The organism is Caulobacter sp. NIBR2454 (genome assembly GCF_027474405.1).
GTDB lineage: Bacteria > Pseudomonadota > Alphaproteobacteria > Caulobacterales > Caulobacteraceae > Caulobacter.
Genome location: NZ_CP114871.1, coordinates 1,351,613 through 1,374,180, shown reverse-complemented (window position 1 = coordinate 1,374,180; position 22,568 = coordinate 1,351,613). Strand labels below are relative to the sequence as shown.

General features: G+C 67.0%; 23 protein-coding genes and 1 pseudogene. 12 read left to right on the top strand and 12 right to left on the bottom strand.

Annotated elements, in window-relative coordinates:
* Nucleotides 1-141: 141 nt before the first annotated feature.
* A complete protein-coding gene (locus O5K31_RS06765; protein WP_269716543.1) occupies nucleotides 142-1,158 on the bottom strand; it encodes a 2'-deoxycytidine 5'-triphosphate deaminase in 1,017 nt (338 codons plus the stop codon).
* A 144-nt stretch (nucleotides 1,159-1,302) separates the two neighbouring features.
* Here O5K31_RS06765 and metZ point away from each other — a divergent pair, with 144 nt between their 5' ends.
* From metZ to O5K31_RS06750, 3 genes are all read left to right on the top strand, one after another.
* Complete coding sequence (metZ, locus tag O5K31_RS06760; protein ID WP_269716542.1) at nucleotides 1,303-2,487, top strand: O-succinylhomoserine sulfhydrylase; 1,185 nt, start codon at nucleotides 1,303-1,305, stop codon at nucleotides 2,485-2,487.
* Entirely contained in the window at nucleotides 2,487-2,918 is a 432-nt protein-coding gene (gene apaG / locus O5K31_RS06755) for a Co2+/Mg2+ efflux protein ApaG (protein ID WP_269717013.1), read from the top strand. Before metZ ends, apaG begins: the two co-directional genes overlap by 1 nt.
* Nucleotides 2,919-2,984: 66 nt before the next feature.
* A complete protein-coding gene (locus O5K31_RS06750; RefSeq protein WP_269716541.1) occupies nucleotides 2,985-4,235 on the top strand; it encodes a dipeptidase in 1,251 nt (416 codons plus the stop codon).
* A gap of 108 nt (nucleotides 4,236-4,343) precedes the next feature.
* Here the strand turns inward: O5K31_RS06750 and O5K31_RS06745 are convergent, their stop codons facing one another.
* From O5K31_RS06745 to O5K31_RS06730, 4 genes are all read right to left on the bottom strand, one after another.
* Nucleotides 4,344-5,237 carry an Hsp33 family molecular chaperone gene (locus tag O5K31_RS06745; RefSeq protein WP_269716540.1) on the bottom strand — a complete coding sequence of 298 codons (894 nt, stop codon included), beginning with the start codon at nucleotides 5,235-5,237 and terminating at the stop codon, nucleotides 4,344-4,346.
* Between the two features lie 46 nt (nucleotides 5,238-5,283).
* Nucleotides 5,284-6,219: an ornithine carbamoyltransferase gene (argF, locus tag O5K31_RS06740; protein WP_269716539.1), complete on the bottom strand. Its 936-nt coding sequence runs from the start codon at nucleotides 6,217-6,219 to the stop codon at nucleotides 5,284-5,286.
* A gap of 75 nt (nucleotides 6,220-6,294) precedes the next feature.
* A complete protein-coding gene (locus O5K31_RS06735) occupies nucleotides 6,295-7,470 on the bottom strand; it encodes an aspartate aminotransferase family protein (protein ID WP_269717012.1) in 1,176 nt (391 codons plus the stop codon).
* Nucleotides 7,471-7,608: 138 nt separating this feature from the next.
* On the bottom strand, nucleotides 7,609-8,424 hold the full coding sequence (locus O5K31_RS06730) for an ABC transporter permease (protein WP_269716538.1): 816 nt from the start codon (nucleotides 8,422-8,424) through the stop codon (nucleotides 7,609-7,611).
* Between the two features lie 240 nt (nucleotides 8,425-8,664).
* On the opposite strand from O5K31_RS06730, the gene gcrA reads away from it, so the two are divergent.
* Nucleotides 8,665-9,174, top strand: a complete 510-nt coding sequence (gene gcrA / locus O5K31_RS06725) for a cell cycle sigma 70 cofactor GcrA (protein ID WP_269716537.1) — start codon at nucleotides 8,665-8,667, stop codon at nucleotides 9,172-9,174.
* Between the two features lie 3 nt (nucleotides 9,175-9,177).
* On the opposite strand, the gene O5K31_RS06720 is transcribed toward gcrA, so the two are convergent.
* Nucleotides 9,178-9,567, bottom strand: a complete 390-nt coding sequence (locus O5K31_RS06720) for a hypothetical protein (RefSeq protein ID WP_269716536.1) — start codon at nucleotides 9,565-9,567, stop codon at nucleotides 9,178-9,180.
* Between the two features lie 98 nt (nucleotides 9,568-9,665).
* Here O5K31_RS06720 and xseA point away from each other — a divergent pair, with 98 nt between their 5' ends.
* From xseA to O5K31_RS06700, 4 genes are all read left to right on the top strand, one after another.
* A complete protein-coding gene (gene xseA / locus O5K31_RS06715) occupies nucleotides 9,666-11,090 on the top strand; it encodes an exodeoxyribonuclease VII large subunit (protein WP_269716535.1) in 1,425 nt (474 codons plus the stop codon).
* Nucleotides 11,091-11,173: 83 nt separating this feature from the next.
* Nucleotides 11,174-11,389, top strand: coding sequence for a DUF2093 domain-containing protein (locus tag O5K31_RS06710; protein WP_269716534.1), 216 nt, complete (start codon nucleotides 11,174-11,176; stop codon nucleotides 11,387-11,389).
* Between the two features lie 104 nt (nucleotides 11,390-11,493).
* Nucleotides 11,494-12,210, top strand: coding sequence for a M23 family metallopeptidase (locus tag O5K31_RS06705; RefSeq protein WP_269716533.1), 717 nt, complete (start codon nucleotides 11,494-11,496; stop codon nucleotides 12,208-12,210).
* 87 nt (nucleotides 12,211-12,297) lie between these two features.
* Nucleotides 12,298-12,810, top strand: a complete 513-nt coding sequence (locus O5K31_RS06700) for a response regulator (protein WP_269716532.1) — start codon at nucleotides 12,298-12,300, stop codon at nucleotides 12,808-12,810.
* On the opposite strand, the gene O5K31_RS06695 is transcribed toward O5K31_RS06700, so the two are convergent.
* Nucleotides 12,807-13,733, bottom strand: coding sequence for a lysophospholipid acyltransferase family protein (locus O5K31_RS06695; RefSeq protein WP_269716531.1), 927 nt, complete (start codon nucleotides 13,731-13,733; stop codon nucleotides 12,807-12,809). The two genes, O5K31_RS06700 and O5K31_RS06695, sit on opposite strands and share 4 nt — an antisense overlap.
* Nucleotides 13,734-13,876: 143 nt before the next feature.
* Between O5K31_RS06695 and O5K31_RS06690 the strand changes: the two are divergent.
* Together O5K31_RS06690 and hisN are read left to right on the top strand one after the other, a co-directional pair.
* Nucleotides 13,877-14,104, top strand: a pseudogene (locus tag O5K31_RS06690) (helix-turn-helix domain-containing protein); the annotation flags it as partial.
* A gap of 68 nt (nucleotides 14,105-14,172) precedes the next feature.
* Nucleotides 14,173-14,991, top strand: coding sequence for a histidinol-phosphatase (hisN, locus tag O5K31_RS06685; protein WP_269716530.1), 819 nt, complete (start codon nucleotides 14,173-14,175; stop codon nucleotides 14,989-14,991).
* Between the two features lie 116 nt (nucleotides 14,992-15,107).
* On the opposite strand, the gene O5K31_RS06680 is transcribed toward hisN, so the two are convergent.
* The 4 genes from O5K31_RS06680 to O5K31_RS06665 all read right to left on the bottom strand — a co-directional run bounded on the left by O5K31_RS06680 (nucleotide 15,108) and on the right by O5K31_RS06665 (nucleotide 18,185).
* Complete coding sequence (locus O5K31_RS06680; protein ID WP_269716529.1) at nucleotides 15,108-16,058, bottom strand: alpha/beta fold hydrolase; 951 nt, start codon at nucleotides 16,056-16,058, stop codon at nucleotides 15,108-15,110.
* Nucleotides 16,059-16,063: 5 nt separating this feature from the next.
* Nucleotides 16,064-16,369, bottom strand: a complete 306-nt coding sequence (locus tag O5K31_RS06675; protein ID WP_269716528.1) for an SCP2 sterol-binding domain-containing protein — start codon at nucleotides 16,367-16,369, stop codon at nucleotides 16,064-16,066.
* Between the two features lie 83 nt (nucleotides 16,370-16,452).
* Nucleotides 16,453-17,343: a class I SAM-dependent methyltransferase gene (locus O5K31_RS06670; RefSeq protein ID WP_269716527.1), complete on the bottom strand. Its 891-nt coding sequence runs from the start codon at nucleotides 17,341-17,343 to the stop codon at nucleotides 16,453-16,455.
* Nucleotides 17,343-18,185 carry a class I SAM-dependent methyltransferase gene (locus tag O5K31_RS06665; protein ID WP_269716526.1) on the bottom strand — a complete coding sequence of 281 codons (843 nt, stop codon included), beginning with the start codon at nucleotides 18,183-18,185 and terminating at the stop codon, nucleotides 17,343-17,345. The genes O5K31_RS06670 and O5K31_RS06665 overlap by 1 nt, the downstream gene beginning before the upstream one ends.
* A 276-nt stretch (nucleotides 18,186-18,461) precedes the next feature.
* Here O5K31_RS06665 and O5K31_RS06660 point away from each other — a divergent pair, with 276 nt between their 5' ends.
* Both O5K31_RS06660 and O5K31_RS06655 read left to right on the top strand, forming a co-directional pair.
* A complete protein-coding gene (locus O5K31_RS06660) occupies nucleotides 18,462-19,184 on the top strand; it encodes a helix-turn-helix transcriptional regulator (RefSeq protein WP_269716525.1) in 723 nt (240 codons plus the stop codon).
* Between the two features lie 59 nt (nucleotides 19,185-19,243).
* Nucleotides 19,244-20,980, top strand: a complete 1,737-nt coding sequence (locus tag O5K31_RS06655; protein ID WP_269716524.1) for an amidohydrolase — start codon at nucleotides 19,244-19,246, stop codon at nucleotides 20,978-20,980.
* Nucleotides 20,981-20,996: 16 nt separating this feature from the next.
* Here O5K31_RS06655 and O5K31_RS06650 read toward each other — a convergent pair whose 3' ends face one another.
* A complete protein-coding gene (locus O5K31_RS06650) occupies nucleotides 20,997-22,442 on the bottom strand; it encodes an amidase (protein ID WP_269716523.1) in 1,446 nt (481 codons plus the stop codon).
* Between the last annotated feature and the right edge of the window lie 126 nt (nucleotides 22,443-22,568).

Sequence of the window (22,568 nt, the reverse complement as noted above, 5' to 3'; positions counted from 1 at the left end):
CCCCTCGTAGGGGTTGGCCTTAGCGGATAGGCAAGGCGTGCTTCGAGACGCGCTGTCGCGCTCCTCAGCATGACGAGGTTTTTTGCACTCTGAATTCGTCATCCTGAGGAGGCCGAAGGCCGTCTCGAAGGACGCAGAGACCTACCTCCAGACCTTGAAGTGCTTGGACAGCTTCAGGCCCTGGCGCTGATAATGGCTGCCGTCCTCCCCATAGAGCCGGGTCGGCCGAGCCGTCAGCGGCTCATAGACCAGCCGGGCGACGATCTGGCCGTCTTCCAGCAGGAAGGGGGTCTCGTGACTGCGGACCTCGAGCACGCCCTTGGAGCCGACGGCGCCCGCCTCCTCCGTGCCGAAGCCGGGATCGAAGAAGCCGGCGTAGTGGACGCGGAACTCCCCCACCGACGGATCGATGGGCGTCATCTCGGCGGCCTGCAGCACCGGGATCTGCACGTTTTCCTTGGAGGCCAGGATGTAGAACTCGCCCGGATCGAGCAGCAGTTCGCCACGGCGGGGCTCCAGCGGCTCCCAGAAGTCGCGCGGATCGTGGCCGTCCACCTTGTCCAGGTCGATCACGCCGGCATGGCGGCGGCCGCGGAAGCCGGCCAGGCCGCTGGTCAGATCGACGCCGACGCTGCGGGTCTCCAGCTTCGGCGGCTCGCCCTGCTTGAGGCGCAGCTGGTTCAGGCGGGTGCCGGTGCGGACCAGCACCGAGAAGGTCTGTGGCGCGATCTCGATATAGAGCGGGCCGTCATAGCCGGCCGCGACGTCGTCAAAGGCAGGCCCATGGTCGGTCAGCAGGCGGACGAAGACGTCCACGCGACCGGTCGAGCTCTTGGGATTGCCCCGGGCCGAGACCCCGTCCGGCAGGCGCAGGCGTTCCTGAACCTCGGCGATATAGACGCAGCCGCGCTCGAGCACCGCGCCGGCGGCCAGATCCAGCTCGTGCATCTTCACGTCGTCCAGACGCTCCATCACCGTGCGCGCGCGCGGCAGGAACGAGGCGCGGACCCGCCAGGCGCGGACACCCAGCCGCAGGTCCAGACTGGCGGGCTGTACCTGGTCGGCGTCGAAGGCGGTGAGCGAGGTGATCGCCTCGCGGTCGATCAGGTCCTCGATGGACTGGCAGGGGAGGATGCCTGCGGTAAGGGCGTTCGTCATTGGACGGCGACACTCGCCGCCCGACGCGCGGAAGGCAAGGCTTGGTCTGTGACGAGTTTTGCTGAAAGCCCCCGCAGGCCCCTTCGGCTTGACCTTGCAACGGGTGTAAGCCTTTCTCCGCGCGACGAAAGTGAGGAGCCCGCCATGGCCGAAGATCCCAAATCCTGGAACGCAGCGACCAAGCTGATCCGGGGCGGCCTGATGCGCAGCCCCTGGGGCGAGACGGCCGAGGGCCTCTTCCTGACCCAAAGCTTCGTCTACGATTCGGCGGCCGGGGCAGACGCGCGCTTCGCCGGCGACGAGCCCGGCTTTGTCTACAGCCGCTACGCCAACCCCACGACGGCGATGTTCGAAGAGCGCCTAGCCCTGCTGGAGGGCGCCGAGGCGTGCCGCGCGGTGGCGTCTGGCATGGCGGCCGTGCATGTGGCCCTCTCGGGCCTGGTCCAGGCCGGCGATCACATCGTGGCCGGCCGCGCCCTGTTCGGGTCTTGCCGATGGATCCTGTCCAACTGGATGCCGAAGTTCGGGGTCGAGGTGACCTATGTGGACGGCCCGGACCTGAAGGCCTGGGAAGCCGCTCTGCGCCCCAACACCAAGGCGGTGCTGATCGAGACGCCATGCAATCCCCTGCTTGAGATCACCGACATCGAGGAGGTGGCCAAGCTGGCCCACGCCGTCGGGGCCAAGGTGGTGGTGGACAACGTCTTCGCCACCCCGATCTTCCAGCAGCCCCTGAAGCTGGGCGCCGATGTGGTCGTCTATTCGACCACCAAGCACATCGACGGCCAAGGCCGTGTCCTGGGCGGGGCGATCCTGTGCAGCCAGGAGCTGATGGACGAGGCCTATCGCGACCTGCTGCGCCACACCGGCCCGGCGATCTCGCCGTTCAATGCGTGGCTGCACCTGAACGGTCTGGCGACCATGGACCTGCGCGTCCGCCGCCAGAGCGACACCGCGGCTAAATTGGCGGACCTGATCGGTAACCATGAAAAGGCCCAGCGAATCTTCTATCCGGGTCGCTCGGACCACCCGCAGGCTGACGTGGCGCGCAAACAGATGAGCGGCTTCTCCAATCTAATCGCCTTTGATCTGGGCTCGCGCGAGCGGGCCTGGGCGTTCCTGGACGCCCTGCAGCTGGTGGACATCTCCAATAACCTCGGCGACGCCAAGTCGATGGCCACCCACCCCTCCACCACGACCCATCGCTCGATGAGCGAGGAAGACCGCATCGCCATCGGCGTGACCGAAGGCTGCGTACGCATGTCCGTGGGCCTGGAGGACGAGGCCGATCTGGCGCGTGACGTGGAAAGAGCGCTCGACGCCGCATGATGAGACGTATCCGCCGCAAGCGTACGGGAGACGCCCCGGTCTACGAGACCAAGACTCGCGACATCCTCGTGCGCGTGGCGGCCGACTACATGCCTGCCCATTCGGACCCGGAAGAGAACCGGTTCTTCTGGGGCTACATGATCGAGATCGAGAACCATGGCGAGGAGACGGTCCAGCTTGTCTCGCGCCACTGGGTGATCACCGACGCCATGAACCGGGTCGAGGAAGTGCGCGGCATCGGGGTGATCGGCGAACAGCCGGAGCTGAAGCCCCGCGAGGCGTTCCGCTACAACTCCGGCTGCCCGCTGCAGACCTCGTCCGGGACCATGCGCGGCGCCTATCAGATGATCACCGAGGGCGGCGAAGTGTTCGAGGCGCTGATCCCCGAGTTCTCCCTGCACATGCCCGACGCCCGCAAGCGGATGAACTAGGCGGCGAGCGCTTGCGCGCCCTGCCCCGCCGGGCCAACGTCCCCCTCGCGATTTTCCGGAGGGGACATGATCCGCAAAGCCTTGCTGCTCGCCAGCGCGTTCGCCGCGCTTTCCACCGCCGTCCACGCCGCGCCGACCGCGGCCGACATGGCCAAGGCCAAGGCCGCCCTGGCCAAGAGCCCGGTGTTCGACGGGCACAACGACCTGCCGTGGGCTCTGCTGGGCGGCTTCGACAGCGATCCGGACAAGGCGGGCATCGACGGCGACACCCGCGGCAAGCTGCACACCGACATGGATCGCCTGAAACAGGGCGGCGTCGGCGCGCAGTTCTGGTCGGTCTATATCCCCGCCGACCTGAAGGGCCCCGCCGCGACCCAGGCCGTCTGGCGCCAGATCGACACCGCCCAGCGCATCATCGACCGACGCCCCGACCGGCTGGAGTTCGCCCGCACCGCCGACGACGTGGTCCGCATCGAAAAGGCGGGCAAGGTCGCCTCCTTGTTCGGGATCGAGGGCGGCAACGCCATCGACGGCCAGCTTTCGATGTTGCGGGAATTTCGCCGCGCGGGCGTCGCCTACATGACCCTGACCCACTCCAAGTCCCTGCCCTGGGCCGATAGCGGCACCGACGCCCCGATCAGCGACGGCCTGTCGCCCTTCGGCGAGGCGGTGGTCAAGGAGATGAACCGCGTCGGCATGCTGGTGGACCTGTCCCACGTCTCGGCCGAGACCATGAAGGACGCACTGCGCGTCAGCCGCTCGCCGGTGATCTTCAGCCACTCTTCGGCCTTCGGCGTCACGCCGCACGCCCGCAACGTGCCGGACGATGTGCTTAAACTGGTGGCGGTCAACAAGGGCGTGGTGATGATCACCTTCGTCCCGGGCTTCGTCTCCGAGACGATCCGTCAGTGGAATGGCGAGAAGTCCGCTCTGGAAGCCAGGCTCAAGTCCCTGAACCCCGGCGATCCCAAGGCCGTGAAGGCCGGCCTCGACGCCTGGGTCGCGGCGAATCCCGAGCCCAAGGCCAGCTCCAAGGAAGTCGCCGACCACGTGGAGCATGTCCGCAAGGTCTGCGGCGTCGACTGCGTCGGCATCGGCGGCGACTTCGACGGCATCGACAGCACGCCCACCGACCTGACGGGCGTGGAGTCCTACCCCGTGCTGCTGGCGGAGCTGTCCTCGCGTGGCTGGAGCGAGGCGGACCTGCGCAAGCTCACCGGCGAGAATATCCTGCGGGTGATGCGAGCCAACGAGGCGGTGGTGAAATCCCTGGCGGGCGAGAAGCCCGCACTACTGAGTGACGTGGCGGCCAAGTAACGCCTTGCGTGCTTCGAGACGCGCCTGCGGCGCTCCTCAGCATGACGAATGCTTTTGCTGATTACGTCATCCTGAGGAGGCCGCGTAGCGGCCGTCTCGAAGGACGCACTAGACCTTCACGTCCGGATCCAGGTCGTACACCCGCGAGCAGTACTCGCAGGTGACGTGGATCTTGCCGTCGTCCTCGACCATGTCGGCGCGCTCTTCGTCGCTGAAGGACTGCAGCACGGTCTCGATCCGCTCGGGCGAGCAGCGGCAGAAGGCCTTCAGCGGCTGGGCCTCGAACATGCGCACGCCATCCTCGTGGAACAGGCGGTACAGCAACAGCTCGGCCGGGATGGTCGGATCGACCAGCTCGTCCTCACCCGTGGTTTCGAACAGGGCCTGGACGTGGGTCCAGGAGTCCTCGGTCGAGCCGCGCGCGTCGTCGCCGCTGATCATCTGGATCATCAACCCGCCAGCCCGCCAGGTGGGACCCGAACCGTCATCGACCTGGCCGACCGCCAGGCGCAGGCGCGTCGGCGTCTGTTCGGATTGGGCGAAGTACTGCTCGGCGCACAGGGCCAGGGTCTCGCCCTCGATCGGAGTGACGCCCTGGTACCGGTCCATGTCCGGGCCCTGGTCGATGGTCATGATGAACACGCCGTGGCCCAGCAGGGTCTTGGCTCCCGGGCGGACGAAGCCCTTGGACGCCTCGGCCACGCGCTCGGGGTCGAAGCGGCAATAGCCGCGCAGGCTGCCGTCGGTTTCGTAGTCGCAGACCACATAGGCCACGGGGCCGTCGCCCTGGGCTTGAACGATCAGGCGACCGTCGAACTTCAGGGCCGAGCCCACCAGCGCGGCGAGCGCGCAGGCTTCGCCCAGCAGGTTGGCCACGGGCTCGGGATAGTCGTGGTGGCTCATCACCTCGTTCACAGCGTCGCCAAGACGGACGATGCGGCCGCGAACGGGGTGGCCTTCGATCGAAAAGGCGGCGACGAGGTTGTCAGTGATTTCGGTCATGGGGCGGTCAGATAGGGGCTCGCACGCAAGATTGCGAGCCCGTCCGTCACCCCACCTTGCCGAAGCACCAGGCCAGCACTGATTTCTGGGCGTGGATGCGGTTCTCCGCTTCGTCCCAGACCAGCGAGCGCGGACCGTCCAGAACGGCGTCGGTCACTTCCTCGCCGCGGTGCGCCGGCAGGCAGTGCAGGAACACGCCGTCCGGATGGGCCAGGTCCATCAGCGCCTCGTCAACCTGATAGGGTTCGAAGGCGGCGATGCGCTCGTCATGGTCCACGTCGCCCATGGACACCCAGGTGTCGGCCACGACGCAGTCGGCGCCCCTCACCGCTTCACGCGGATCGTCGGTCATGGTGATGCGGCCCTGCTGCTCGGCGGCGCGGGCCAGATCGACCAGATCTGGATGATAGACCGCCGGGCAGGCGATCTTCAGCTCGAAGCCCAGCTTGGGCGCGGCGTGGATGAAGCTGGCGCAGACATTGTTGCCGTCGCCCACCCAGGCGATCGTCTTGCCCTCGACCGAGCCGCGATGCTCTTCGAAGGTCAGCAGGTCGGCCATGATCTGGCACGGGTGGCTCTTGTCGGTCAGGCCGTTGATCACCGGCACGGTGCTGTTCTGGGCGAACAGCTCCACATCCTCGTGGAAGTTGGCGCGGATCATCACCGCGTCGACCATCCGCGACAGGACGCGGGCGGTGTCCTCGATCGTCTCGCCCCGGCCCAGCTGCATGTCGGCGGCGGTGGAGATGATCCCCGCCCCGCCCAGCTGACGGATCGCCGCGTCGAAAGAGAACCGCGTGCGGGTCGAGTTCTTCTCGAAGATCATCGCCAAGGTGAGGCCGTCCGCCGGCGCGTCAGCGTCCACGCGGGCCTGGCCCCAGCCTTTTCGCGCGGCCTTGCGGGCCTTGGCGTCCTCAAGGATCGCGCGCAGGTCGGAAGCCTCGAGCTTCCACAGGTCGATGAAGTGGCGGGGCGTGGTCATAGGCGGTCCTCGTCTGGCGCCCAAATGGAACCGGCCCCGGCACGCGTCCGGGGCCGATCAGAGAAAGCGGTCTTCTTAGGCCGCCTTTTGTGACGCCCGGACGACGTCCAGGGTCTTTTCAAGCTTGGCGATCGCTTCGCTGGCCTCCTCCACCGTCAGGTTGAGGGCCGGCAGCAGACGGATGCAATTGTCGCCGCCGCCGGCGACCAGCAGCTTCTGGTCGCGGGCCAGGGCCATGAACTCGCGGTTGTTGGAGGCCAGTTTCAGACCGATCAGCAGACCCTTGCCACGCACGTCGACGATCAGGTCCGGATAGCGGTCCTTCAGGCCGTTCAGCTGCTGCACGAAGTAGCCGGCCACGTCGCGGACATTGCCCAGCAGCTCTTCGGTGTTGATGGCGTCGAAAGCCGCGACACCGACGGCCATGGCCAGCGGGTTGCCACCGAAGGTCGAACCGTGGACGCCCACGGTCATGCCGCGGCCAGCCTCGGCCGAGACCAGGCAGGCGCCGATCGGGAAGCCGCCGCCCAGGGCCTTGGCCACGCACATGATGTCCGGCGCGGCGTCGCTGGCCCACTCGTAGGCGAACAGCTTGCCGGTCCGGCCCATGCCGCACTGGACCTCGTCATAGATCAGCAGGGCGCCGGCCTCGCTGACCAGGGCGCGCAGTTCGTCGAGCTGGGCCTCGGTCAGGGCGCGGGCACCGCCCTCGCCTTGCACGGGCTCGATGATTACCGCGGCGGTGGTCGGGCCGAGCGCGGCCTTCAGGGCGTCGAAGTCGCCGAACGGCAGTTGGGTGTAGCCCGGCAGGCGCGGGCCGAAGCCCTCAAGATAGCTGGCGTTGCCCGAGGCGTTGACCGCCGCATAGGACCGGCCGTGGAACGAGCCGTCGAAGCCGATGATCTCGACCCGCTCCGGCTGGCCGTTGACCACGTGATAGCGGCGGGCCGCCTTCAGGGCGCACTCGATGGCCTCGGTGCCGGAGTTGGTGAAGAACACCGCGTCGGCGAAGGTCGCCGCGCACAGCCGGTCGGCCAGAGCCTCCTGCTCGGGAATGCGGAAGATGTTGGAGACGTGCCAGAGCTTCTCGCCCTGGTCCTTCAGCGCCTTCACCAGGACAGGGTGGGCGTGACCCAGACCCGTGGTGGCGATGCCGCCCACGCAGTCGAGATAGACGTCGCCGTCGGTGGAGAACAGTCGCGCGCCCTCGCCTCGCTCGAACGCCAGCGGAGCGCGGTTGTAGACACCCATCAGGTGCGTCTGCGCGGCGGCGGAAGAGGTCGTAGGCGTGGTCACTGGGCAAGCCTCCAAAAGGTGATCCCCGCACATGAGGGCGCGGGGATGGGAAGGCTGAGCGTTGTCGTCGCGTACGACCGCTATGTCAATGAATCAGGTCTTCAGGCGCCAGCCACGCTGGAACAGGCGCAGGCACAGGAAAAATAGGCCCACGGTCAGCACGGCGGTCATCACCGCCCCGATGGCGATGGAGCCGTCGGAGACCCCGATGAAGCCATAGCGGAACCCATCGATCAGATAGAAGAACGGGTTGTAGTGGCTGAAGGTGCGGAACGGCTCAGGCAGCCGATCGACGACATAGAAGGTCCCCGACAGGAAGGTCATGGGCATGATCAGGAAGTTGGTCACCGCCGCCAGGTGATCGAACTTTTCCGACCAAAGGCCGGTGATGATGCCGACCATGCCCAGGATCATCGCCGCGCCGACACAGAAGTAGAGCGCCCAGAACGGGTGCGCCAAAGTCACTTGAGCAAAGGGCAGGACCGCGATGGCGGTGACCGCCCCGACCAGCACGCCGCGCGTCGCCGCGCCGAGGGTGAAGGCCAGCACCTGCTCAAGCGAAGATAGCGGCGGCGTCAGGAAGTCGGAAGTCAGCCCCATCATCTTGGCCTGCAGCAGGCTGGACGACGAATTGGCGAAGGCGTTGTTGAGCACGCTCATCATGATCAGGCCGGGCGCGACGAAAGTGGCGAAACTGACCCCGTCCATGGCGGGCCGCGAGGCGCCCACCGCCACCACGAACACCATCATGTACAACAGGGTCGTCACCACCGGCGCGGCCACCGTCTGGGTGCCCACCTTCCAGAAGCGGCGGATTTCCTTGAGGTACAGGGTGCTGAATCCCCGCCAGTTGAAGCCCGCGTAGTCGCGCGGCTGCGGCGGAATCACCTTATCGGCCATGTCGTTCATGCTCGCCTAAGTGCGCTCGGACCGGCCCATCCGCAAGGATCGGCCCCGGTGAAGCTGCAAATCCCGAGTCGGTTATCAACATCTTGTTTCTGTGGACAGAGTGAATGGCGCCTATTGTGTGCCTTAACTCCTGGTTTACGATTAGTGGTGTGGAGGCGGGGCTCACCCCGGCTTCCGACACAAGATGTTGTCCATGACGCCGCGGGGGCGGCGCAGGACTTAAGGGCTGGAGGGTTGGCTATGAGCTGGACCGACGAACGGGTCACCACGCTGAAGAAACTTTGGCTCGACGGGCTTTCCGCCAGTCAGATCGCCAAGCAATTGGGCGGCGTCACGCGCAACGCCGTGATCGGCAAGGTCCACCGCCTGGGCCTGTCGGGCCGCGCCGCGCCGTCGCAGCCGAGCCGCCCGGCGTTCAAGACCCCGCGCCCCGCGCGTCCGGTCTCGGCCGCGCCGTCGGCTCCGCGTCGGGTGGCGGAGGCTGTCTCCTCCTCGCCCGCGCCCATGCCGCAGCAACCGGTCTATCGGGTTGAAGAGCCGGGCTCGGCCACCGTGCTGACCCTAGGCGCCCATATGTGCAAGTGGCCGATCGGCGATCCGTCGACCGACAGCTTCACCTTCTGCGGTCGTCGCTCGGACGAAGGCGCCCCCTACTGCCTGGAGCACGCCCGGGTCGCCTATCAGCCGCAGCAGACCAAGAAGAAGGCCGGCGCCACCGAACTGGCCCGCTCGCTGCGCCGCTACATCTAGAACTTACTGCCGAACGGCGGTGAACGTGCCGGTCTTGCCCAGAGCGAGCATCTGGCCGTTCATCGTCCGTCCGCGGATCACGCCGGAATACCGCGCGTCGAATTCATAGACGGTCCAGCGGGTCTGGTAGGTCCAGCTCAGCTGATCGCCTTTCAGGGCCGCGGCCCGGATCGCGTGCCGCTTGCCGCCCTTGATATTGGCGTCATTGGTCGGACCATCGACGCACTCTCCGCCAATCACGCCGCCCAGCCTCGTGAAGCGGCAATTCAGGGTGAAGGTCAGCAGGCCCCACTTGCCCTTGACCAACCAGGTTCCGGGAATGGGCTCTGGCGAATTGGCCGCGGCGGGTCCCGCCAAGGACAGGGCCGCCATGATCAGGGTAAGGGTTTTCATCAGGCGAAGCTCGGTGTCGGGGGACTTCATCCTGCCACGACGCCCTTTCGCGATCATTGACGCCTGACGACTGCGACAACGCGCCCTATGTTGCCCCTGTGACCGACACCGAAGCCGCCACCAACGCCTCCGCCTATTCCGTCTCCGAGCTCGCCTTCGCGCTCAAGCGGACGCTGGAGGACTCCTATGGCTTCGTGCGCCTGCGCGGCGAGCTGTCCAAGGTCACCTTCCACTCCAATGGCCATGTCTATCTGACCATCAAGGACGACAAGGCCGCCATCGACGGCGTGGTCTGGAAGGGCAGCGTCCGCAATCTGCAGGTCCGGCCCGAACAGGGTCTGGAGGTGATCGTCACCGGACGGATCACCACCTATCCCGCCGGCTCGCGCTATCAGATCGTCATCGAGGGGATGGAGGCCGCCGGGGTCGGCGCCCTGCTGGCCCAACTGGAGCGGCTGAAGGCCAAGCTCGCGGGCGAGGGCCTGTTCGAAGCGTCGCGCAAAAGCCCCCTGCCCGCCATGCCCGCCGTGGTCGGCGTCATCACCAGCCCGACCGGCGCGGTGATCCGCGACATCCTGCACCGCATCCGCGACCGCTGGCCCTGCCGCGTGGTGGTCTGGCCTGTGGTGGTCCAGGGGGATGCGGCGGCGGCCCAGGTCTGCGCCGCGATCCGGGGCTTCAACGCCCTGCTGCCCGATCAGGACATTCCGCGCCCCGACGTGCTGATCGTCGCGCGCGGCGGCGGCTCGGTCGAGGACCTGTGGCCGTTCAACGACGAGACCCTGGCCCGGACGGTGGCCGAGAGCGCGATCCCGCTGATCTCGGCCGTGGGGCACGAGACCGACACCACTCTCATTGACTTCGTCTCTGACCGCCGCGCGCCCACCCCGACCGCCGCCGCCGAAATGGCCACGCCCGTGCTGTCGGAGCTGCGCGCCGGGGTGGCCGACTATGAACGGCGCCTGGCCCGTTGCAGCGGGCGCATGCTGGAGGAGCGCCGCAGCCACCTGGCCGCCGCCGCCCGCGGCCTGCCGCGGCCGATGGACCTGATCGCCCTGGGCCAGCAGCGGTTCGATAACGCCGCCGGCCGCCTGGGCGCCGCGCTCCACCGAAACGCCGATGCTCACGAGCGCGACCTGGTGCGCACCGCCTCACGCCTCAAGCCGGGCCTTCTGGAGCGGCCACAGGTCCTGCAGGCCCAACGCCTGACCGAATTCGCCGCCCGCATGAAGCCCGCGCTTGATCGCCGCCTGTCGCGGATGCAGCAGGATCTCGCCGGGCTGGAGAAGCTGCGCCGATCCTTCGATCCCAATCGGCCGCTGACCCTGGGCTTCGCCCGCGTGCATCGCGCCGACGGCTCCCTCGCCCGCTCGGCGCAGGCGCTGGAGGCCGGCGAAGGCGTCAAGCTGGTGTTCGGGGATGGAGAGCGCGGCGCGGTCATCGACGGAACGCCCGCTCCGGGGGTGGCTAAGCCCAAGATCAAGCCCGCCAATCCGCCTGCTGGTCAGGGCGATCTCTTCTGAACGCCAAGGGCTTGCGGTAGAATGCGCGTGAACCGCACGGCTGAACCTGTTCTTGCCGCCCTTGATGCCCTAAATGGAAGACCATGAACGCTTACGACCGCCAGATGGGCTCTGACGCCGCCGTGCTGCACTTCGGCGATGGCGAATTCGCCATCATCAAGCCGGGCCGCTACGTCCTGTGCGCCGTCAGCGGCAAGAAGGTCCCGTTGCAGGCCCTGCGCTACTGGAGCCCTGAGCTGCAGGAAGCCTATGCCGGTCCGGCCGAAGCGCTGAAGCGCTGGCAGGAAACCCGCTCCTGAACCGGCGCGCCCTGCTGGCCGGGGCGTTCGCCGTCACCGCTGGCCCGGCGCTCGCCGCGCCGCCTCCAATCGCTCTTGTCGGCCGCCCCCAGCAGGGCGGCTTTTTGTTTGGCCAGACCGCGCCTCGCGCCGTCGTCAGTCTGGACGGCGTCGAGGTGACGACGGCCTCCCGCACCGGCTGGTTCTTCATCGGCTTCGACCGCGACGCCCCGCCAATCACCCTGCTGACAGTGTCGCGCGACGGCGAGACCTTCCAGCACCGCATCACCGTCGCCCCCGGCGACTTCGATATCCAGCGCATCGACGGCCTGCCCGCCGACCAGGTGTCGCCGCAGGACCCCGCTCTCCTGGCCCGCATCGGCGAGGAGGCCAAGCGCAAGGCCATCGGCTTCGCCAGTCTCGACGACAGCGACGGTTTCCACCACGGCTTCCTGCCGCCCCTGGACGGCTGGCGGCTGTCAGGCCGCTTCGGCGGCCAACGCATCCTAAACGGCCAGCCCAACCGCCCGCATTATGGCGCTGATCTGGCCGCGCCGACCGGAACGCCCGTGTACGCGCCCGCGCCCGGACGGGTCAGCTTCGCCGAGACGGGGCTGCATTTCGAAGGCGGCCTGATCCTGATCGATCACGGCCAGGGCGTAGTCAGCGCCTATCTCCATCTGTCGCGCATCGACGTGCGGACAGGCCAGTCGGTCCAGCCAGGACAGACCATCGGCGCCGTAGGCCAAGAAGGGCGCGCCACCGGGCCGCACCTGTGCTGGCGCCTGAAGTGGCGAGGCCGCAACCTTGACCCCATGCTGATGCTGCGAAACCCTTTGTAAACAACCGCAACCAAGCTTCACCATGGGCTTTCCCTTTAGACTGGCGCACGCTATTCGGGCGTTCGAGTAACGTGGGGTACTGAGTAGATGTCCGCCGACCTTTCGGCGCTTCGCCTTCTCCTGGTTGATGACAACCAGCACATGCGCTCCATCGTTCGGGCGCTGTTCAAGGGCGTGGGCCTGCACGACATCAAGGAAGCGTCGAACGGCGCCGAGGCACTGCAGATTCTGCGCAGCTGGACCCCCGATTTCGCCATCGTCGACTATCAGATGGAGCCCCTTGACGGGGTGCAGTTCACCGAGCTGGTCCGCAAGTCTCCCGACAGCAAGGTCCCCTATCTGCCGATCATCATGCTGACCGCCTATGCCGACAAACGGCGGGTTTTCGAGGCGCGCGACGTCGGGGTGAACGAGGTCGTGGTCAAGCCGGTGACCGCCGGTTCGCTGTTCAGCCGGATGAACGCGGTGATCTACAAGCCCCGCCCCTATGTCCGCGTGCCGGGCGACGGCTATTTCGGCCCGGAGCGGCGTCGGATCAGCGACCCTAACTACGAAGGCCCCAAGCGACGGGCCGAAGAGCAACCGTCTCTCGAAATCTAGGCCTCACCGGCTTTCAGGCTGTCATAGGCCTCGTTCGACCAGCGCTTGTGGACCCAGAACCATTCGTGGGGCCGCTTGCGGATCTGGTCCTCGACCATGGCGTTGATGCGCCGCACCCCTGCTTCGATGTCCGCCGTGCGGTCGCCCGTCTGCTCCAGCACGATGGGATCGTGGACCACGGCCTTGAACCTTGCGCCCCGGGTGCGCTCCACCGTCATGGGCTGCAGCACGGTGCCGAACCGCAGCGCCAGGCGCGTGGGCCCCGGCGCCGTGTGCGCCAGATGGCCAAAGAACGGCGCGGCCACCCCGCCGTTGAACTTCTGGTCGTTCATCAGCGCCACCGATTGGCCGGTCTTCAGCGCCGCCAGCAACTCCTTGGCCCCATCCCCGCCCTTGGGGGCGAACAGCCGCACGCCGTAGCGGAACCGGCTCTTGCGGATACGGGCGTCCACATAGGGGTTGTTGGCCGCACGATAGGTGATCTGGCAATCGACGCCCGACTGTACGATGGCGGCGGGCATCACCTCCCAGTTCGAGAAGTGGCCGCTGATGAACACGACCGGCTCCCGGTTCGCGGCGATGACGTGCAGCCGCTCCAGATTCTCGATCTCCACCCTGTCGGGCGACAGGATGATCCGGTCCATCAGCGGAAACTCGGCGAAGGTCCGCCCCAACTCCTCCCACTGCTTTTTGAGGATGTCGGCGCGCCAGGCGTCATCCTTGTCAGGGAAGGCCAGCCTCAGATTGCGATCCGCCGTGCGGTGCGCGCCGCTGAGCGGACCCAGGTTCTTCAGCAGAGCGCCGCCCATGGCCGAGGCCCAATCCACCGGCAGCAGACGCATGATCCCTGTGAACAGATCAAAGGCGAAGGCTTCCAGCCTCCAGGCCGCATGTTGAGCGAAGCTGGCTCGTATCTCCGACATGGTTTCTGTCTAGGCTGGTTCTCGCCTCGACGGCAACGCCCTGGCGCTTGGTGAATACGGCACGGTGTTTGCCGCTTCGCCACCCGAACGTGCCGAATCGGCACGTTCACCGAGCAACAGTTTAGGGGACTGTTTTCATGCCTATGAGTAGCGATATCGACCTTCATCTCGGCAAGCGGCTGCGCTCCCGACGGCGAATCCTGGGCCTTACCCAGCAGCAGCTGGCCGGCGCGTGCGGGGTGCGCTTCCAGCAGATCCAGAAGTACGAATGCGGCGCCAATCGCATCTCGGCCGCCCGGCTGTGGCGTATTTCCGAGGCGCTGCAGGTGCCGGTGGGCTACTTCTATGACGGGCTGGAGCCGCAACACAGGTTGTCCGTGGCCGCCTGATTAGGCGCGACGCCTTCCATGGTGGCGCGGCATCGGATAAGCCGGCGACCATGCTGCAAGCCGACCATCTCGCCGACCTCGACGCCTTCCTGATCGAGCTGAACCGGGCCTCCGCCGAGGCTATCCTGCCGCTATTCCGGGCCGATCACGGCCTGGAAGACAAGGGCGGGACCGGCGGCTTCGACCCGGTCACCGAAGCCGACCGCGGCGCGGAGGCCGCGATCCGCAAGCTGATCGCCGAGCGCTATCCCGAGCATGGGGTCATTGGCGAGGAATATGGCGAGGACCGGCCCGACGCCGAGTTCGTCTGGGTCCTGGACCCCATCGACGGCACCCGCGCCTTCATCTCAGGCCTGCCGTTGTGGACCACCCTGGTCGGCCTGCGCTGGAACGGCGCGCCGGTCCTGGGCTCCATCGGCCAGCCCTATCTGGGCGAGCTGTTCATTGGCTCTTCCTCCGGGTCGCGCCTGCTGGCCCAAGGCGAAAGCCGCGCCATCCGGACCCGCGCCTGTCCCGATATGGCACAGGCGGTGATCTCGACCACCGATCCTCAGGCCTGCTTTGACAGTCCCGAGCGGGCTGTGTGGGACGACGTGCGCCGGGCCACCAAGCTCGCGCGCTTGGGCTGCGACGCCTACGCCTACGCCATGGTGGCCATGGGCAAGATGGACATGATCGTCGAGGCCGGGCTGAAAGCCTGGGACGTGGAGGCGGCCATCCCCCTGATCGCCGGCGCCGGCGGGGTCGTCACCGACTGGCGTGGCGACGAAATGGGTAAGAATGGCGGCCAGATGCTGATCGTGGGCGACGAGGCCCTGCTTGAGCCGACCCTGGAACTGCTGGCCCCGGCGGCCAAGACGACGCTCTAGCCCCTGCGTGCTTCGAGACGCGCTATCGCGCTCCTCAGCATGACGAAGGCCCTTGCAACAGAATCCGTCATCCTGAGGAGCCGGCGCAGCCGGCGTCTCGAAGGACGCACAAAGCCTTAGAGCCCCGCCGCCACCGCGTCGAACTCGCGCCAGAAGACGGCGCGCTTGTCGTCCGTCTCCATCAGGATCTCGTGGTAGCTGCCGGGGACCTCCACGAAGCGGCCCTTGGGCAGACGCCCGGCCACCATCTTGGCGTCAGGGTTCCAGACCAGCTTCTCCTCGCCCGCCGCCAGGATCGTGACCGGGATCGAGACCTTCTCCAGCCGGCCTGGCGCCCGCATCCAGGCAAAGGCCGAAAGCGCGAAATCCACCCAGCCCCAGGTGACCCCGCCCAGATCCAGGTCCGGGTTGGCGGCCAGTTGCTTCATCCAGGTGTCATAGCGGGTACGGTCGTGAGTCAGGACCTGGCCCTCGAACGGCGCGGCCCCGCCGCCGCCCTTGCCCGACGCTTCGGCGACATAGGCCGATGAGCGCCCGAGCAGCTTTTGCGCGGCGGCCATGGCGCGGCCCATCCAGAACGGGCGGCCGTCCAGAGGCAGGCCCAGCATCGGCGCCGAAAGCACGGCGGCGCTGAACCTTGTCTCGCCCCCCGTCAGCACCAGCATGGTCAGGCACCCGCCCATGGAATGAGCCATGGCGATCCACGGCTTGGGCAGGCGGGCTTCGAACTGCGCCAGCAGGGCTTGGTAGTCGGCCATGAAATCGGCGTGACCGGCGGCGTGCCCTTTGAGGCGGTCCGGCAGCAGGCGCTGCGACAGCCCCTGCCCGCGCCAGTCATGGGCCAGAACGGTGAAGCCGCGGCCGGTCAGGTCACGAATGACCTCGTAGTACTTCTCGATGGGTTCGGTGCGGCCGCCGCTGAGGACGACCGAACCCTTCGGCGCCCCCTGCGCCGGAAACAGAGCGGCGCGAAGGGTCGCCCCCTTCGCGCCGTCGAACCATTCGGCTTTCCCGCCCGCCGGAACGGGCGCCTCAGCGATATCGAGCAGAGGCGCCGGCCGGGACAAGGCGATCAGGCCTTGCTGAACAGGGCCTGCAGCTTGGGCTGCAGCGACATGGCCAGACCCATGTCCGACAGCTTCAGCCGGCCGCTCATGAACGCCATGGTGGCGTCGAGCTGGCCCTGGCTCATGGCGATCAGGTCCGCCAGGCTGAGGGTCATGGTCAGGTCGGCCGGCTTGTCCTCGTTGGACACTTCGCCGCCGTCGATATGGATGAAGCCTTCGCCCTTAAGGTCGAACTTCAGGCTCTTGCCGAGACCCGAGTCGTCGCCCACCGCGCCTTTGATCTTGTCGGTGACTTCCTGCAGCGTAGCCATGCAACGCGCTCCCTCTTCGTTGAAAATCGGCGGCCACCTTGGCGGGTGATCGGCGACAAGTAAACAACGCTCAGACGTTGACGTTACGACGGTTTGACGAATTTCAGCGTCATACGGTCGCTTTCGCCGATAGCGTCGTACTTGCTGTGATCAAAGTCGGCCTTGGGCGCTTCGCCGCGCGGCGCAGACAGGCGCGTGGGCGGCAGGGTCCAGACTCCGAACGGATGGTCCCGGGTGTCCTTCGGGTTGGCGTTGATCTCGCTGTCGGCGGCCAGGACAAAACCCGCCTCCTTGGCAAGTTGGATCACATAGGCCTGCTGCACATAGCCGTCGGCCGCCAGGGCGTCCTGAACGCCGCCGGGATCGGCGCGGTGCTCTTCCACACCCAGCGCGCCGCCGGGCTTCAGGGCGGAAAAGGCGTCACGGAAAGCTTTCTCGGCCACCCCCGCCGCCATCCAGTTGTGGATATTGCGCAGGAAAAGAACCAGATCGGCCGTGCCCGCCGGGGCGACCGGCCCGCTGGTGGGGCCAAAGGCGGTCACCTCGACCTTGCCATAGATACGCGGCCGCTCGGTCAGCTTGCGGCGGTAGGCCTCGACGATTTCGCCAGCGGTCGGGTCATTGGGATTGTCGGTCTGCAGGTGGGCCGCATAGAGCCTGCCCCCGCTGGCCGCCAGATAGGGAGCGACGATATCGCTGTACCAGCCGGCCCCCGGCCAGAACTCGACCACCGTGATCCCCGGCTTCAGCCCCCAGAATTCCAGGCTCTGGCGCGGGTGACGCCATTGATCGCGAGCCTTGTCGGCGGCGGAGCGCCAGTCACCGGCGAGGGTCTCGGCCAGGGCGTCGGACGCCTTGGCCTTGGCCGGCGCGGAGGCCGGCGTCTCCTCGACCTTGCGGCCGCAGCCGGCGAGGACGAGCCCCGCCGAACCGAGCAGAAGGCCGCGTCGCGACCAGTCGCTCCGCACCTGCATCAGGCGGGCTTCTTGAAGCGCAGGGTCATGCGGTCGCTTTCGCCGATGGCGTCATACTTGGCGCGATCGAAATCGGCGGCCGGCTGCTGACCGGAAGCCGCGCTCTGGCGCACGGGCGGCAAAGTCCAGACGCCGAAGGGGTGATCCTTGGTGTCCTTGGGGTTGGCGTTGATCTCGGACTGGCCGTCCAGCTTGAAGCCGGCCTTTTCCGCCAGGGCGATCACGGTGGCGGTCGACAGGTAGCCGTCGGTGCCGCCGCCGGCCTGCGGCTTGGGATCGGCGCGGTGGTCCTCCACGGCCAGCAGGCCGCCCGGCTTCAGCACGGCGAAGAAGTCGGCGAAAATCTTGTCGGCCACGCCGGCCGCGGTCCAGTTGTGGACGTTGCGCGCGGTCAGGACCAGATCGGCCGAGTTCGGCGCGCCCAGGGGCTTGGACACGGCGCCGAAGTTGACGAACTTGATGTCGCCCCACTTGGCCTTGTCCGAGAACTTGGCTTCGAAGTCGGCGCGGGCCTTGCGGGCGCCTTCCGACACCTTGGGGTTCTCAAGGTCGGTCACGCCGGCGATGTACTGACCGCCGGTGGCCTTGGCGTAAGGCGCCAGGATCTCCAGCCAGTAGCCGCCGCCGGGCGAAACCTCGATCACGGTCTGCTTCGGCTTCAGGCCCCAGAAGGTCAGGCTTTCCGCCGGATGGCGATGGGGGTCGCGGGCCACGTTGTTGGCGGCCCGGTTCGGGCTGGCCACGGCGGCCGTGAGCGCGGCGTCGGCGGCGAACGCGGCCGGCGCGGACATCAGGGTCGCGACGGCGAAGCCGGCGGCGATGGCGAGACGACGAGTAGTCATGTGGAGAGCTCCTGGCGTTTTCTTCTGGGGCGGAGCCTTACGGCCCAAGCGTGACCGATCAAGGGCCAATCGTGCGCATTCGCCTTCTTATGACCAAAACAGGGATTTCGCGCGGGTCGCCGGGCGCCGCGAACGCGCTGGCTCAAGTGCGGCGCACGTCCAGTGATCACTCGTCGACGGTCTAGGCGCATTCGACGCATCACCGCTGCGGAAGGAGCCTTTCGGCGCGTAGGAACGCGCCTCGTCGAGGGGACGGGTAAGGAGACGGGGAATTTCGTGAGCATTCGTTCGATCGAGACGGCGTACGTGCACGAACTCCTCAGGATGGTCGTGCGTCTCGGTGGTGCGACCGCCGCCTGCTTCTACCTCGTGGACAAGGCGAACAACCCGCACGGCCATATCCTTCACAACCTCGATTACGACGGCCTGCCGGACTATGTTCGCCTGTACGAAGCGCTGGACCCATTCCACCCCCGCCGCCTCGCGGACTGCCCGCACAACATCGTAACGCTTGACGATCTACCGCCCGCGGCGGCCCTGAACAGCGAGGCGTACTTCCGAGAGTTCATGCACGGCCAGCGCATCGAGCATGAGGCCGAGATGCTGTTTCGCGGCGACGGGCGGTTGATCGCCGGCATCTCGTTGCTGCGCACCGGGGATCGGGGTCCGTTCCACAAGGCGGAGTTGAGCGAGCTCGCCAAGGTCCACGGCTTTTTGGAATACTCCCTCGTCCACCTCTATCTGCCGCACGTTCATGCCGATCAGGCGCAGTTGGAAAGCGACTTCGGGTTCAGCGAGCGGCAGATCGCCATTGTCCGGATGCTTCGCAACGGCGCCAGCAACCACGAAATCGTCCGGCGCCTGTCGATCAGGCTGCCGACTGTGAAGACCCACCTTCAGAAGATCTACGCCAAGGCGCGCGTGAGCTCGCGCACGGAGCTGGTCGCGCGGATCTATTTGTCCAACGCCCCGCAGGCACGGGATCATTCTTTGGGATGATAGCCCTCCAGGGCTGGGCCGCGACAATCTAACGGCCGCCAGTTTTGGAGTGAGAGTCGATGATTGAGCAGGATCCGCGCGCTGTTTTGGTATCCGGAGGTGCGATCCTAACCGGTGGGCGCGAATGGAACAGCGCCGAAGCGCTCGTCGCCCGGGATGGCAAAGTTGTCGCCGTTGGAACCCTCGACGACATGCGCGGGTTGGCCGGACGCGATTCCCGGCACATCGATCTGGCGGGCGCCACCGCGATGCCGGGTCTCATCGACAGCCACCCCCACGCGATGCACTTCGCAGCCTTCCAGACCGGGCAGGTCGATCTGCTCGATGCGGTGGACCATGCCGATATTCTCAAGCGTATCCGCGAGCGCGCCGCGGCCTTTCCGCCGGGAGCCTGGATCCAGTGCACCCCGGTGGGCGAGCCCCACTATTTCATCCGGCGCTGGTACACCGACCTCCCCGAAGGGCGGCTCCCGAACCGTTGGGAGCTTGACCAGGCCAGCAGCGTCCACCCCATCATCATCACCGCCTGGGGCCCGCGGACGCCCAACATCGTAGCCATGAACAGCATGGCTTTGCGCATGGTCGGGATAGGCTCCATCACGCCCGACAAGGTCTGCGACGTGGAGATTGAAAAGGATGCGTCGGGTCAGCCGACCGGCATCCTGCGCGGGGCGGTGAATAACTACTACACGCTCGATCCTTATTGGCTCTCCATCCAGTCCCACTTCGGGGCTCCGCCGCCAGAACTCTGGGAAGTCGGAGGTCTCGTCGGCCAGCAGCAGATGCATGCGCTTGGCGTGACGGCCAGCTACGAAGCGCACGCCATGGAGCCCGAGCATGTCCTCGCCTGGCGGTCCATTCGCGACAAGGGCCAGCTGACGATGCGCGTCCACTGCGCGGTCGATTATTCAATCGCGGTCTTCCAGCCGCACATCGACCTGAGCGAGGAAGAGCAGCTCGGGCGCCTCACCAACGCGCTGACCCTACGGGGCGGCGACGATGACATGTACAGCTTCGAAGGGCTGTCCTACGGCAACGGCGGGCCTTGCTGGCCAGGCCTGCTGCGCACCAATTTTTCCTATCGCGATCCGTTCGGACGCAAGACCCGCGGCCACCAGTTCCTGTCGGATGCGGCGGAGCGGCGGATCATTGAATTCTGCCTGGACAACGACATTCGCCTCAACGTCGTGCAGGGCGGCGACAAGAACCAAGACATGTTCTTCTCTCTGCTCGCCGAGGTGCTTAACGGCCGCACCGTAAAAGGCCGCGGCTGGGTGTCGCAACACAACATCCTGATCCGCAAGAAGCACATCAAGAAGCTCGCCGCCCTGGGCATGGACGTCACCACCAGCAGCAGCTTCCTGTGGGGCAAGGGCGATCTCTATGCCGAGCGGATCGGGTCGCACATCCACGACGATCAGGTGCCGATGAAGCGGATGTGGGATCATGGGCTAACGGTCGCCAACGGGACCGACTGGGGGCCGAAGAATGTCTTCGAACATATCGCCCTTCAGGAAAGCTGCCGCTTCTGTGGCAGCAACCACAGCGTCGCGCATCTGCCCGGCCACGGCCTCACCCGCCAGCAGTCGCTCAGCGGTTGGACCGAGAACGGCGCGAAGGTGATGGGACGCACCGACATCGGAGCCCTTCGCCCGGGCATGCACTTCGACATGACCATCGTCGATCGCAATCCGTTGACGGCGCCGCTCGACGATCTGCCCGATACGCAGGTGCTCCAGACCATCGTCGGCGGGCGTACTGTTCACTCCAGCGGCGGGCTGAAAACCCTGGCGTGAACGGCTCGCGCCGGGATCAGGCGGCGAAGATCGTCGGCCGCCGTCCGGACCAGGGACGTGAGTTCTCCAGTTCGGCGGCGATCGACAGCAGCAGCGCCTCGTCGCCTGGTGCTGCTGCGAATTGCAGGCCGAGGGGCATTCCCTCGCTGCACTGGTGCAGCGGCAGGGAGATCGCCGGGCCGCCCGTCACGTTGAACAGGGATGCAAAGCCTACATAGGCGAACAGATCCGCTCCCCATTCGGCAATCTCTCGTCCCTCCACGACGACATCGGGCGCGCCGATACGCGGCGTCAGGCGCGGCGTCACTGGGGAAAGCAGCAGGTCGATGTCGGCGAAATGGCGCGCGACGGTCTGTCGGACGGTGTTGAGGGTCGCATAGGCGTCGAAGACGCCGGTCGCCGGCAGCGACTTGCCGTGCCGATACGCCTGAAGCGTCCCGGCCTGTAGCGTACTCGCATCGATCGCCCGACCCGTGGCGGCGGCGATCCCATCCACGACTTGGGCGATATTTGCGCACCACAGCGCCAGGGTGGCGCCGACATAGTCCCCCCACCGCACGCCCAGCGCCAGATCGATCCGTTCGACGCCATGGCCAAGCTCGGCGAGATGGTCGGCGGTTTCTCTCAGCGCGGCCGTGATCTGCGGATCGATAGCGCCGCCGTCGAAGGCCCGCTCGACGACGGCGATGCGCAGCCGTCGGCGCGGCGGGCGCACGGCGTCCACAAAGAAACCGTCGGGAGCGGCCACGCCATAAGGATCGCCCGGGCGAGGTCCATGGGCGATGTCCAGCAACAGTGCGGTGTCGCGCACCGTGCGCGTGACCACATGGTCCACGCCCAGCCCAGCCACCGCCTCGCTCATGGCCGGGCCGACGGAGATCCGCCCGCGAGAGGGCTTGAGGCCGACAAGGCCGCAGAAGGCGGCCGGAATCCGTATCGATCCGCCTGCGTCATTGGCGTGCGCGGCCGGCGCAGCCCCCGCCGCGACCGCCGCGGCGGAACCGCCGCTCGATCCGCCGGGAGAATACAGGGGGTTCCAGGGGTTGCGGGCCGGTCCGTACAGCGCCGGCTCGGTGGTGGCGCTGAAGCCGAACTCCGCCGATTTGGTGCGTCCGACCACGGCGAGGCCCGCCCGGAGATAGCTGTCGACCAGGTGCGAGGTCTGCGTCGCCACATGACCCGCGCACAGCCGGCTCCCCGCTTCGGACCTGAGGCCCGCAAGCGTGGGGCCAAGATCCTTGATGAGGAACGGAACGCCCGCCAACGGCCCTGCATGCAGCGATGTCGGCGCGGCCCGGGGCGCATCGAGCACCGCCTGGATGGCGGGATCAACGGCTTCGATGGCGGCTAATGCGCAGGCTTTGACCTCCGCCGCCGACACCTCGCCGGAGCGGATGAGTGCAGCAAGGCCGGTCGCATCCTGGCGGGCATACTCGTCGATGTGGATGGAGAACTCCTGCATTTGGCCCGCGGCGCAGGACGCCGCCTGGCGCCGATGTCATCCAAAGGGATGATCGTCACACCGCGTCTTCGCCGTCATTTCCTAGTCGTCACGCGTCCGGCCATGCCCGCCGCGAAGACACCCGAA

Excerpts from the sequence above, each read along its gene's own strand:
- O5K31_RS06745 (WP_269716540.1), bottom strand. The coding sequence starts at position 5,237 with ATGACCGAAATCACTGACAACCTCGTCGCCGCCTTTTCGATCGAAGGC.
- O5K31_RS06675 (WP_269716528.1), bottom strand. The coding sequence starts at position 16,369 with ATGGCTACGCTGCAGGAAGTCACCGACAAGATCAAAGGCGCGGTGGGC.
- O5K31_RS06765 (WP_269716543.1), bottom strand. The coding sequence starts at position 1,158 with ATGACGAACGCCCTTACCGCAGGCATCCTCCCCTGCCAGTCCATCGAG.
- O5K31_RS06700 (WP_269716532.1), top strand. The coding sequence starts at position 12,298 with ATGTCCGCCGACCTTTCGGCGCTTCGCCTTCTCCTGGTTGATGACAAC.
- O5K31_RS06750 (WP_269716541.1), top strand. The coding sequence starts at position 2,985 with ATGATCCGCAAAGCCTTGCTGCTCGCCAGCGCGTTCGCCGCGCTTTCC.
- O5K31_RS06730 (WP_269716538.1), bottom strand. The coding sequence starts at position 8,424 with ATGAACGACATGGCCGATAAGGTGATTCCGCCGCAGCCGCGCGACTAC.
- O5K31_RS06695 (WP_269716531.1), bottom strand. The coding sequence starts at position 13,733 with ATGTCGGAGATACGAGCCAGCTTCGCTCAACATGCGGCCTGGAGGCTG.
- metZ (WP_269716542.1), top strand. The coding sequence starts at position 1,303 with ATGGCCGAAGATCCCAAATCCTGGAACGCAGCGACCAAGCTGATCCGG.
- O5K31_RS06710 (WP_269716534.1), top strand. The coding sequence starts at position 11,174 with ATGAACGCTTACGACCGCCAGATGGGCTCTGACGCCGCCGTGCTGCAC.
- O5K31_RS06655 (WP_269716524.1), top strand. The coding sequence starts at position 19,244 with ATGATTGAGCAGGATCCGCGCGCTGTTTTGGTATCCGGAGGTGCGATC.
- O5K31_RS06720 (WP_269716536.1), bottom strand. The coding sequence starts at position 9,567 with ATGAAAACCCTTACCCTGATCATGGCGGCCCTGTCCTTGGCGGGACCC.
- gcrA (WP_269716537.1), top strand. The coding sequence starts at position 8,665 with ATGAGCTGGACCGACGAACGGGTCACCACGCTGAAGAAACTTTGGCTC.
- O5K31_RS06735 (WP_269717012.1), bottom strand. The coding sequence starts at position 7,470 with ATGGGTGTCTACAACCGCGCTCCGCTGGCGTTCGAGCGAGGCGAGGGC.
- argF (WP_269716539.1), bottom strand. The coding sequence starts at position 6,219 with ATGACCACGCCCCGCCACTTCATCGACCTGTGGAAGCTCGAGGCTTCC.
- O5K31_RS06650 (WP_269716523.1), bottom strand. The coding sequence starts at position 22,442 with ATGCAGGAGTTCTCCATCCACATCGACGAGTATGCCCGCCAGGATGCG.
- hisN (WP_269716530.1), top strand. The coding sequence starts at position 14,173 with ATGCTGCAAGCCGACCATCTCGCCGACCTCGACGCCTTCCTGATCGAG.
- apaG (WP_269717013.1), top strand. The coding sequence starts at position 2,487 with ATGAGACGTATCCGCCGCAAGCGTACGGGAGACGCCCCGGTCTACGAG.
- O5K31_RS06670 (WP_269716527.1), bottom strand. The coding sequence starts at position 17,343 with ATGCAGGTGCGGAGCGACTGGTCGCGACGCGGCCTTCTGCTCGGTTCG.
- O5K31_RS06665 (WP_269716526.1), bottom strand. The coding sequence starts at position 18,185 with ATGACTACTCGTCGTCTCGCCATCGCCGCCGGCTTCGCCGTCGCGACC.